We start from the raw sequence: 9,045 nt of genomic DNA, 5'->3' as shown, positions 1-9,045 counted from the left end.
GCGTACCCGGGATCTCGGTCACCACATCAGTTCTGATCGCATCACCTCGATCGCCCGCGTTGGACAAACGCCCCCAGGTCTGGAACACTGCCGGGCTTGAAACGCTCTTCGGGGACTCCGGGGGCCGCGCGGCACCGGCCGGCGGTCTGGGGTCCCTGTCCAACCGGCGCGATGCCTGACTCTGGTGCATGAACTTCTGATCGCGATGGCGCTGCTGTTTGTCCTGGAGGGCGTCTGGCCCTTTTTGAGCCCCGTGAGCTTTCGGCGCGCCCTGCTGGCGGTGGCCGGGGAGCGCGACGGCCCGCTGCGGCTGACCGGGCTCGTCAGCATGGTCGTCGGGGTGGGACTCTTATATCTGGTCAACTGAGCGGCGGGGGTTCGGCGTCGCGGTTCACCGTACCCCAACTCCTGCACCAGGGGGGCGGAGGGTCGGGGGCTCGGTCGGTGATCGGTGTCTCTACTCGGTCCGCACAGCGGACCTACGCTCAAGTTCGGTGTCTCTACTCGGTCCGCGCAGCGGACCCTACTTAAGTGGTGTCGATGGACGAGGAACGCTGGCTGCTGCCGACCGGGATCGATGAGGTCCTGCCGCCCCAGGCGCAGGTGCTGGAGTCGCTGCGCCGGGATTTGTTGGACCTGTATCGGGGCTGGGGTTACGAACTGGTGATCCCGCCCTTCATCGATTACCTGGAGTCCCTGCTGACCGGGACCGGGCAGGATCTCGATCTGCAGACCTTCAAGCTGACCGATCAACTGAGCGGCCGGATGCTCGGGGTGCGGGCGGACATGACGCCTCAGGTGGCGCGCATCGACGCCCATCACCTGCGCCGCGACACCCCCACGCGCCTGTGCTATCTGGGTACGGTGCTGCATACCCGGGCGGACGGTTTCGCCGGGACCCGCAGTCCCTACCAGATCGGCGCGGAGATCTATGGTCACGCGGGGATCGAGAGCGAGGTCGAGATCCTGCGCCTGATCATCGAGACCCTGGGCACCGCGGGGATCGCGGGCTGCTACCTGGACCTGGGGCATGTGGGGATCTTCCGCGGTCTGGCCCGCCAGGCGGGCCTGACCGCGGCCCAGGAGCACACACTCTTCGACGCGCTGCAACGCAAGGCAATCCCGGAGATCGAGACCCTGGTGGCCGGTTTTGGCCTCGGCGCCGCGTCGGCCGACATGTTGGTGGCCCTGGCCGAGTTGAACGGGGATGACGCCCTGACGCGGGCCGCGACGGTCCTGCGCGCGGCCGACGCGCCGGTGCAAGCGGCGCTCGATGACCTGCGGCGGCTGGCCGCGGCCCTGAACCAGTGGCTGCCGCAGGTCTCGATCCATTACGACCTGGCCGAACTGCGCGGTTATCGCTACAAGACCGGGGCGGTGTTCGCCGCCTTTGTCCCGGGCTGGGGGCTGGAGATCGCCCGCGGCGGGCGCTATGACGACATCGGTCGGGTCTTCGGGCGGGCGCGCCCGGCGGTGGGCTTCAGCACCGACCTGAAGGGACTGCTGCGGCTGGGCGCGGGGCGCGCGGCCCCCGACCAGGAGCGGGCGGCGATCTATGCGCCCTGGTCGGCGGACCCGGCGCTGCTCGCGCAGATACAACGGCTGCGCCAGGCGGGGGAGCGGGTCGTCACCGCGCTGCCGGGTGGCGCCGCTGGGGGCGCGGGGGTCTCGTCTGCCACGCCGGGAACCCGCGGGCGGGACGCCCGCGCTCCCGGGGGGGGCGAATCGATCGTTCTGACCCTGGACCAGGAGGCCCGCGCCCAAGGGTGCGACCGGCGCCTGGTCGAGGGCGCGTCCGGTTGGGAAATTCAGGCATTGGCTAAGATTTAGGAATCGCTCAGATGGGCAATAGCGTCGTAGTGATCGGCACCCAATGGGGTGACGAGGGTAAGGGCAAGGTCGTGGACCTGCTCACCGACCGGGTGGCCGCCGTGGTGCGCTTTCAGGGCGGACACAATGCGGGCCATACGCTGGTGATCGACGGGGTCAAGACCGTCCTGCACCTGGTGCCCTCGGGCGTCCTGAGGGCGGGGGTGCGCTGCCTGATCGGCAACGGTGTCGTGCTCTCGCCCGCGGCCCTGTTGGCGGAGATCGCGGCCCTGGAGCAGACGGGGGTGCCGGTGCGCGAGCGGCTCGGCATCAGCGCCGCCTGCGCCCTGATCCTGCCCTACCATGTGGCGCTGGATCAGGCGCGCGAGGCGGCCCGCGGCGTCAAGGCGATCGGCACCACCGGCCGCGGCATCGGCCCGGCCTACGAGGACAAGGCGGCGCGCCGCGGGCTGCGGCTGGGCGAACTGCTGGAGCCCGAGGTCTTCAAGGAGCGCCTGCGCGAGGTGATGGAGTATCACAACTTCACCCTGGAACACTGGTTCAAGGCCGCGCCGGTCGACTATGCCGCGGTGCTGGATGAGGCCCTGGCGCACGCGGAGCAACTGCGGCCCCTGGTGGCGGACGTGCCCGGGGTACTGCACACCCTGCGCGCCCAGGGTGCGGACCTGCTGTTCGAGGGCGCCCAGGGGTCCATGCTCGACATCGATCACGGCACCTACCCCTATGTGACGTCGTCCAACACCACGGCCGGCGGTGCCGCCTGCGGCAGCGGCGTGGGGCCGCGGGACCTGGATTACATCCTGGGGATCGTCAAGGCGTATACGACGCGGGTCGGCGGCGGGCCCTTCCCGACCGAGCTGTTCGATGCCCAGGGGGATCGGCTGAGCGAGCGCGGGCACGAGTTCGGCGCCACCACCGGGCGCAAGCGGCGCTGCGGTTGGCTCGACATGGTCGCCCTCAAGCGCTCCTTCGCCATCAACAGCGTCACCGGTCTGTGCATTACCAAGCTCGACGTGCTAGACGGGATGCCGACGCTCAAGATCTGCACCGCCTATGAGATGGACGGCCAGACGCTCGACACCCTGCCGGTGGGTGCCGATGCCGTGGCCCGCTGCACCCCGCGCTATCTGGAGTTGCCGGGCTGGTCGGAGTCCACCGTGGGCACCGACTCACTGGCGTCCCTGCCGCCCAATGCGCGCGCCTATCTCAAGACCATCGAGGACCTGTGCGGGTTACCCATCGACCTGCTCTCGACCGGGCCCGATCGGGCCGAGACCCTGGTGCTGCGCAATCCGTTCGAGTATGCGATCCACAGCCCAACCGCAAGATCGAACCCGTCCCTTTGACCGATCTTCACCTTCAATCCGCGTCCGTCAGATCGCCAACTCCCGCAGTCGCCCGACGGTCTGCGTCAGCCCTTGTTTCAGCAGCGTATCCAGATACTGGTCTGTTGTCTTGGGCGGATTCTTCAGTGATCGCCGGTGGTTGGCCGCCGCCTCGCATACCCTGGCGGGATGCCGGGCGAGTAGCTCGAAGATGAAGTCATCCGGATGCTGGGCCGCCAGGTTGTAGGGGTTGAGACGATCCGGCGGGAAGTCCTTCAAATTGAAGGTGACGATCAGGCTGGCGCCGCCATGAATCGCGGCAGCAACCACATGGCGGTCATCGGCGTCCGGCAATGCGACGTGAAGTGCGAGCCCATTCATTCGTACCCCATCTTGAGCTCCTGGGCTTGCTCGGCCAAGGCATCAAGAACCTTGTTGCGCTCCATGTCGATGCGCTCCTTGTAGGCAATCACGTCCACGTAGCGCACGCGCCGGTGCGTGCCGATCTTGTGGAACGGCATCTCGCCGCGCTCCAGCAACCGGACCAGGAACGGCCGTGAAACATTGAGCACATCCGCCGCATCCTGGGTGGTCAGCTCAGCATGAATCGGGATGATGCTGACCGCATTGCCCTCGCCGATCTCGGTCAGCGCATCGACGAGCAGCCGCAGCGCCGACACGGGGACACGAACCGGATGGGCTGCACCTTGGTCGTCGAAGATCTCAAGCTGCCGGGTCTCGGCGCGCGTGTGCAAACAAGCCGATAGCGCCCGACTGCTCTCCCGCGCAAGGGCGACCTCTGCGGGCGAGGGCAGCGAGCGGGTGGGCGAGAGTGTGGTCACGGTAGCCTCCTGGAAGCATGAAGCAGCAGCAAGGCTGGAGTATAACCGAAATAAACGAAAGGACTGTTGACCGGTTTCGTTGATTCAGGCCGGTGTGTTAGCATCCCCAGAATACTTTAAGACTGAGACGATTCGTGATGAACGCTCACATCTCCGCTCAGATTTCCGCCGAGACCAAGGTGCAAGTCGAGACCTATCTGCAACGTCGGGGGGGGACCAAGGCGCGGCTGGTGGAGGACGCCTTGTTGCACCACCTGGCGGCGCTGCGCGAGATCCCGGAGGATGTGCTGATTCCAACCCGTCTGGTCCTGACGCCCGCGGGTCTGGACGATCTGGCGCGTCGGTTGGAGGCCGATGAGCCGCCGACCCAGGCCTTGCGCGAGTTGATGGATGGCCGCGACGCCTGACCTGCTGGTCAGACGCCTGTCGAAGGCGGACGACCGCTCACAATTCCGGTGCGGTGACGCGGATCTCGATCGGTTCTTCCACCGGTACGCGGGTCAAAACCAGTTCCGGCACCACATCGGCACGACCTTCGTCGCTGTGCGGCAGGGGGCCATCCTCGGCTTTGTGACGGTGAGCCCCGGCGAAATCACCGCGGATGTCATCGAAGCGGCGACCCGCGGCCATCTCCCCGACTATCCCCTGCCCACACTCCGACTGGCGCGTCTAGGGGTGGACGAGCGCCATCATGGGCAAGGGATCGGCCGACGGCTGTTGCGAGCTGTGTTTCACTCCGCGCTGGAACTGCGCGAGCGTTTCGGGTGCCTGGGCGTAGTGGTGGACGCCAAGCCTCAGGCGGTAGGTTTCTACCAGGGCCTTGGCTTCACGCCGCTGGCGGTCGTGCGCGGACAGCTTGGCGACCGACCCGAGCCGCTGCCCATGTTCCTGTCCGTGCGCTCCATCGAAACCGCCGGGGCGGGCTCGGTTCCGCCTTAGTCTTGCCTGGTTGGGTCGCGCCGAGGTGGCAAACCCAGGTTCTTCAGGACATGCCGTGGTAACGCAGGGCCTGTGAGCTGGCGTCGGTGATCGAGGAATAAGCCATGACTGACAAGATCCGCGTTGCCGACCTGCCCGACTTCCGCGCCGAGGCTGGAGATGAGGTCATTCTGACCCGCAACGGTCATGCAACCGTGCGTCTGGTCCCCATCAAGACAGCGCCGGACAAGAAAACCCGGCGGACGCTGTTAGAGGCATTACGGGCGTCCGCGTCCCCCACGGCCGGGCCGAGCGCTGCGCGCAGCCAGGATTTTCTCTATGGTGACGATGGCCTTGGCCTCGAAGTGGTGCCTGTGACCGCAACCTCGGCCCGGCGCATTGCGCAGGCTTATAGCGGTGGGGAAAAGGCATAAACCCCGCGGCCCTCAATTTCGGGGACTGCTTCGCCTATTAGGCATCGAGGAAATCCAATTGCTCTCAACATGCCGCGTCGCGGGTGAGCGGGAGGGGTAGCTTCGGTATTCGCCGCTACGGTGGGCTGGCGGACGAGGCATAATCACTGAAATGAAGTCTGGACCCGATATCGTAAAATCGTTCTGACCCCGATACCCCGTCCCCGGAGCCAATCTATGAACGCCGTCGATCTGATCGCCCATGAAGCAACCGAGCTGCCCGAGGCCCTGCAGGCCGAGGTCCTGGACTTCATCGGCTATCTCAAGACTCGCCACCCCCGGGCCCCTGCGGTTGCCTCCAGCGACGCTGGGTTATCAGAATTAATGGCGTTTTTTGCGCCCTATCGAAAGGACTTCGGTAACTTCGTCTTCGATCGGGACGAAGCCAATGCCCGGTAGCTTCATCGACTCCAATGTCGTCCTCTACAGTCTGAGCAAGGACGAATCCAAGCAGCGCAGAGCACTGGAACTGCTGGCCAGCGGTGGTCTGATCTCCACCCAGGTCCTTGGGGAGGTGGCCAACGTGATGCGCCGCAAGCTCGGCTACGAGGTCCCAGCGATCCGCGAGGTCCTGCTACGGCTCATCGGCGACTGCCCACTCCATCCGTTGGCACCCTCGACGGTCCTGCGCGCGCTCGATGTCGCACAGCGTTTCGGCTTCTCGTACTACGACAGCCTGATTGTCGCCGCAGCCCAAGAAGCCGGCTGCGCTATCGTTTATTCCGAAGACTTGCAGCACGGCCAGGTTGTGGGCCCCGGATTGACCGTCGTCAACCCGTTTCTCGAACCAGTCGAACCATGAACCACCCGATCGGCCGGCAGGGCGCCGGTCGCGGATCTGTCCGCCGTGAACCGCTGCCGAGTCAGCCATGCCGCACGGCGCCACCTCGCCGATCCGCCCCCCGCCCGGATCGCAATTCGGGCCCGGTGCTGCGTGCGCTTGCGCTTGAGCGGTTCATCGGGGAGGAGGCCGCGAATAATCGTGGTGCGTCCCCGATTCCCCCCGTAACCATCCGGAATTCGATCTGAAAGGTGATCCGCGCCTGAGGCCGCGCACCCGGGAGGCCATCGGCCCACCGCCCGGGCAATCACCGCTGACACAGGGAACGAATCTTCTGCGGATACCAACTCGGCGTGATCAGGCGCTGGGGCAGGTTGTGCAGGCGTCCGGCCAGATCGAATTGCGGCGCCAGGCGCGGCAGCGCGATGCGCAGCCAAGCAAGGCACTGCGACCAATGGGCCGTGACACCGGGCCTGACGCCGGCCGGCAACGGTTGGCCGAACAACCGTTGCACCGCGAGCAGATAGGCGCGCACCGCACTGCCCTGCCCCACCCGATCGAGCGCGGCGAGCAGGCCCGGCCAAGCGATCCCCGCGGCGCCCGGCAGCGCCCGCAGTTGCGCAAACTCCAACAGTTGGCGCAAGGCGCGATGCCCAGCGTGTAAGCCCCCATCAGCCACCTGATGGTGCAACGCATTATGCAGCAGCCGATGCTCCAGGGATGGCACCCACAACCGCAGCCCGTCCCAGTCAAGCGGCCGCGCTGCGCCGCACACCCGCGCCAGCGGGAGCGCTTGCGCGGGCACCGACGCGGCCAGCATCCTGCGATGCAGTTCCACATAACCGTCGCCGCTGGGATGAAACAGGGGGGCGACATGATGAGATGCGGCATAATCCGCCGGATTGACATTGGGTGCATCGAAATAGCCGCCCGCCCGCAACACGGCCTCGCCCTGCTCGGCCGGCGCGTTGACCAGTGCCAGGTCCAGATCGCTCATCATGCGCGCCGCCGCCTGCGGGTATTGATCGGGCAGCAGGGCGATCGACCCCTTGAGCAGGAGCGGCTCGATCCCAGCCGCGTTCAGGTAGCGCACCGTGTCACGCAGGACCGCACGCAGCCGCGCATTGCGCGCGTCATTGAGCCGATGAAGTTCCGCCAGGGCGGCGCGCACCGGGGTCGGCACCGCGTCCAGCCGCTCTCGTGCCGCCAGTACGGCATAGAGGGTGGGGGCCACCAAGCGGGCGGCGGCCAGCCCGTAAATCCCCTCCCAGTCGAGGGCACGCCCGTCCGTCAGCGGGTCCGCGCAACGCCCGACCGGATCGAGCAGGGCGGCGAGATCGGACCAGCGGGTGATCCTAAGCCGATGTGCCATGGGCGTCGTACTCGTGTGAGTCACGGTCATTGAGGAGGTCGCGTACCAGCGCCAGACCCTGGTCGAGGTCCGGATAGCTGATGGCATAGGCCGGCACCTTACTCACCCAGCGTGCCAGGGCCTCGAGCTTGATCTGGGTCAGATCGCGGATCACCGCCTCGGCCTCGATGATGCCTTGCAGCGCCCGCGCGGGCGACAGCGGCTCGCACCGGGGCGCCCGGCCGGGTCGAAAGCGCGGAAACAGAAACAGGGCCGGCGCCCGCAGACCGGTTGCCGCCCGCCCGCATGGCGGCAGGAAACGCACCGCCTGGCCCAGGCGCTGCACGGTCGGCGCCTGGGCCAGGTCCGGTCGGCACCCCGCCAACACCGGCCAACTGCCGGGCTTCAGACACAGCGGCAACCCCAGGCCCACCAATTCGCCGTCCGGGGTCACCGGGACCACGTCGTCGCTGAGCAGCCCGTAGCCCGCGGCATTGAGTGCCGCGGTCAGGGTGCTCTTGCCGGAGCCGCCGGGCGCGACCAACAGGAACGCACGCCCGTCGGGCGCGACCAGTCCGCCGCCATGCACCACCAGCAGGCGCTCGCTGGTGCGGCAGCCCAGCTCGGTCAGGGTGTGCAGGGTCGCGACCAGTGCGGCGTCTGTGCCATATCCCGTCTCCAGAGCGGTTCCGTTACCCGTCAGGGTCCAGCCCGAGGCACCGCCGCGCACGGCCAACCGGTCGCCAGACGGCTCCAGGTGCGACGCAGGCTCAGGCGCCGACGGGGGCATCATCAGCGGGCCGAGCAGCGGCTTGAGACGCGCACTCAATTGGGCATCCGTGATCGCCAGACTGACCGCCCCATCCCCCAGCCGCAACCGCCAGGCCCCGGGCGGGAGGGGGGTCGCGGCGGGCGGGGGCAGTGGCGGCAAGCACGGCGCCGGGGCGAAGCGCCAATCCCCCGTGCCCGCTTCCGCCAGCAGACCGGCCGCGTGCCACTGAGAATGCAGGGTGTCCAGATAATCGCGGGCCGCACCTGGGTCCAGCCCGAAGCGCTGCACCAGCAGCTCGGCCAGCGGCGCCGGCGCCCAGCCCGCCGCGTGCAGGTCCCAGAGCGCGGCGGTGCCGCGATCGAGCAGCCACAGCCGGCGGTCGCCCGGGTGCGCCAGCAAACGGGTCGAACCGAGTGTGGTGTGGAGCATGATGCCCGGCCCCTGTTCTAGAGCTCGATCATCGGTGGCCCACCGACGGACGCCGCCGAGGCACGCGGCGATAGCAGCAGGGTGAGCACCGCCGGCGGGGTCAGGGCCGCCAGGGCGCCGAGTGTGCGCAAGGCCGCGCGGCGCTCGGCATCGGTGGGCGCGGCGGCCGCCGGGGTGGCGTCGTCAACGGGTGTGTACATCGCTATGGTTCTCGTCGGTGAAGGGGTCAGTTGCAGACAGATGAACGCGGGCGCGCCGGTGGGAGCGGCTTTAGCCGCGACAAGCCCGCGGCCGTTTACGAGGTCGCGTCGCGGCTGAAGCCGC

Annotated in this window: 12 protein-coding genes and 1 pseudogene; 8 read left to right on the top strand and 5 right to left on the bottom strand. The window is 67.7% G+C overall.

The features are described from left to right. The first annotated feature begins 205 nt into the window (after positions 1 to 205). From QZY48_RS22880 to QZY48_RS22870, 3 genes and pseudogenes are all read left to right on the top strand, one after another. A complete protein-coding gene (locus QZY48_RS22880; RefSeq protein ID WP_295435443.1) occupies positions 206 to 367 on the top strand; it encodes a DUF2065 domain-containing protein in 162 nt (53 codons plus the stop codon). Positions 368 to 540: 173 nt separating this feature from the next. Further along, positions 541 to 1,644 (top strand): annotated as a pseudogene (locus tag QZY48_RS22875) (ATP phosphoribosyltransferase regulatory subunit); the annotation flags it as partial. A gap of 197 nt (positions 1,645 to 1,841) precedes the next feature. Further along, entirely contained in the window at positions 1,842 to 3,176 is a 1,335-nt protein-coding gene (locus QZY48_RS22870; RefSeq protein WP_295435441.1) for an adenylosuccinate synthase, read from the top strand. A gap of 27 nt (positions 3,177 to 3,203) precedes the next feature. Here QZY48_RS22870 and QZY48_RS22865 read toward each other — a convergent pair whose 3' ends face one another. Together QZY48_RS22865 and QZY48_RS22860 are read right to left on the bottom strand one after the other, a co-directional pair. Then, the gene (locus QZY48_RS22865) at positions 3,204 to 3,536 is read right to left on the bottom strand and encodes a hypothetical protein (RefSeq protein ID WP_295435439.1); all 333 of its coding nucleotides are present in this window, start codon (positions 3,534 to 3,536) and stop codon (positions 3,204 to 3,206) included. Then, complete coding sequence (locus QZY48_RS22860) at positions 3,533 to 3,997, bottom strand: helix-turn-helix domain-containing protein (RefSeq protein ID WP_295435438.1); 465 nt, start codon at positions 3,995 to 3,997, stop codon at positions 3,533 to 3,535. Before QZY48_RS22860 ends, QZY48_RS22865 begins: the two co-directional genes overlap by 4 nt. 137 nt (positions 3,998 to 4,134) lie before the next feature. Here QZY48_RS22860 and QZY48_RS22855 point away from each other — a divergent pair, with 137 nt between their 5' ends. The 5 genes from QZY48_RS22855 to QZY48_RS22835 all read left to right on the top strand — a co-directional run bounded on the left by QZY48_RS22855 (position 4,135) and on the right by QZY48_RS22835 (position 6,190). Beyond that, on the top strand, positions 4,135 to 4,404 hold the full coding sequence (locus QZY48_RS22855; RefSeq protein WP_295435436.1) for a hypothetical protein: 270 nt from the start codon (positions 4,135 to 4,137) through the stop codon (positions 4,402 to 4,404). Beyond that, the gene (locus tag QZY48_RS22850; protein WP_295435434.1) at positions 4,388 to 4,936 is read left to right on the top strand and encodes a GNAT family N-acetyltransferase; all 549 of its coding nucleotides are present in this window, start codon (positions 4,388 to 4,390) and stop codon (positions 4,934 to 4,936) included. Before QZY48_RS22855 ends, QZY48_RS22850 begins: the two co-directional genes overlap by 17 nt. A gap of 104 nt (positions 4,937 to 5,040) precedes the next feature. Continuing rightward, the gene (locus QZY48_RS22845) at positions 5,041 to 5,349 is read left to right on the top strand and encodes a type II toxin-antitoxin system prevent-host-death family antitoxin (RefSeq protein ID WP_295435433.1); all 309 of its coding nucleotides are present in this window, start codon (positions 5,041 to 5,043) and stop codon (positions 5,347 to 5,349) included. 216 nt (positions 5,350 to 5,565) lie between these two features. Continuing rightward, the gene (locus QZY48_RS22840) at positions 5,566 to 5,787 is read left to right on the top strand and encodes a hypothetical protein (protein WP_100920068.1); all 222 of its coding nucleotides are present in this window, start codon (positions 5,566 to 5,568) and stop codon (positions 5,785 to 5,787) included. Beyond that, positions 5,777 to 6,190 carry a PIN domain-containing protein gene (locus tag QZY48_RS22835; RefSeq protein ID WP_295435431.1) on the top strand — a complete coding sequence of 138 codons (414 nt, stop codon included), beginning with the start codon at positions 5,777 to 5,779 and terminating at the stop codon, positions 6,188 to 6,190. Before QZY48_RS22840 ends, QZY48_RS22835 begins: the two co-directional genes overlap by 11 nt. Before the next feature lie 286 nt (positions 6,191 to 6,476). On the opposite strand, the gene QZY48_RS22830 is transcribed toward QZY48_RS22835, so the two are convergent. Genes QZY48_RS22830 through QZY48_RS22820 form a run of 3 tightly spaced genes read right to left on the bottom strand, consistent with a single transcriptional unit; the run spans position 6,477 to position 8,921 of the window. Next, positions 6,477 to 7,541 carry a nucleotidyltransferase family protein gene (locus tag QZY48_RS22830; protein ID WP_295435429.1) on the bottom strand — a complete coding sequence of 355 codons (1,065 nt, stop codon included), beginning with the start codon at positions 7,539 to 7,541 and terminating at the stop codon, positions 6,477 to 6,479. Then, a complete protein-coding gene (locus tag QZY48_RS22825) occupies positions 7,525 to 8,721 on the bottom strand; it encodes a hypothetical protein (RefSeq protein ID WP_295435427.1) in 1,197 nt (398 codons plus the stop codon). The genes QZY48_RS22830 and QZY48_RS22825 overlap by 17 nt, the downstream gene beginning before the upstream one ends. A 17-nt stretch (positions 8,722 to 8,738) precedes the next feature. Continuing rightward, positions 8,739 to 8,921, bottom strand: a complete 183-nt coding sequence (locus tag QZY48_RS22820; protein WP_295435425.1) for a hypothetical protein — start codon at positions 8,919 to 8,921, stop codon at positions 8,739 to 8,741. Positions 8,922 to 9,045 lie beyond the last annotated feature (124 nt).

The organism is uncultured Thiodictyon sp. (genome assembly GCF_903828115.1).
In the GTDB taxonomy this organism is placed as follows: Bacteria; Pseudomonadota; Gammaproteobacteria; order Chromatiales; family Chromatiaceae; genus Thiodictyon.
This window is presented reverse-complemented; position numbering and strand designations above follow the sequence as displayed.

What these genes read in the sequence shown, in the direction of transcription:
- QZY48_RS22855 (WP_295435436.1), top strand. Translation starts at nt 4,135, where the DNA reads ATGAACGCTCACATCTCCGCTCAGATTTCCGCCGAGACCAAGGTGCAA.
- QZY48_RS22870 (WP_295435441.1), top strand. Translation starts at nt 1,842, where the DNA reads ATGGGCAATAGCGTCGTAGTGATCGGCACCCAATGGGGTGACGAGGGT.
- QZY48_RS22850 (WP_295435434.1), top strand. Translation starts at nt 4,388, where the DNA reads ATGGCCGCGACGCCTGACCTGCTGGTCAGACGCCTGTCGAAGGCGGAC.
- QZY48_RS22880 (WP_295435443.1), top strand. Translation starts at nt 206, where the DNA reads ATGGCGCTGCTGTTTGTCCTGGAGGGCGTCTGGCCCTTTTTGAGCCCC.
- QZY48_RS22820 (WP_295435425.1), bottom strand. Translation starts at nt 8,921, where the DNA reads ATGTACACACCCGTTGACGACGCCACCCCGGCGGCCGCCGCGCCCACC.
- QZY48_RS22825 (WP_295435427.1), bottom strand. Translation starts at nt 8,721, where the DNA reads ATGCTCCACACCACACTCGGTTCGACCCGTTTGCTGGCGCACCCGGGC.
- QZY48_RS22845 (WP_295435433.1), top strand. Translation starts at nt 5,041, where the DNA reads ATGACTGACAAGATCCGCGTTGCCGACCTGCCCGACTTCCGCGCCGAG.
- QZY48_RS22840 (WP_100920068.1), top strand. Translation starts at nt 5,566, where the DNA reads ATGAACGCCGTCGATCTGATCGCCCATGAAGCAACCGAGCTGCCCGAG.
- QZY48_RS22835 (WP_295435431.1), top strand. Translation starts at nt 5,777, where the DNA reads ATGCCCGGTAGCTTCATCGACTCCAATGTCGTCCTCTACAGTCTGAGC.
- QZY48_RS22830 (WP_295435429.1), bottom strand. Translation starts at nt 7,541, where the DNA reads ATGGCACATCGGCTTAGGATCACCCGCTGGTCCGATCTCGCCGCCCTG.
- QZY48_RS22865 (WP_295435439.1), bottom strand. Translation starts at nt 3,536, where the DNA reads ATGAATGGGCTCGCACTTCACGTCGCATTGCCGGACGCCGATGACCGC.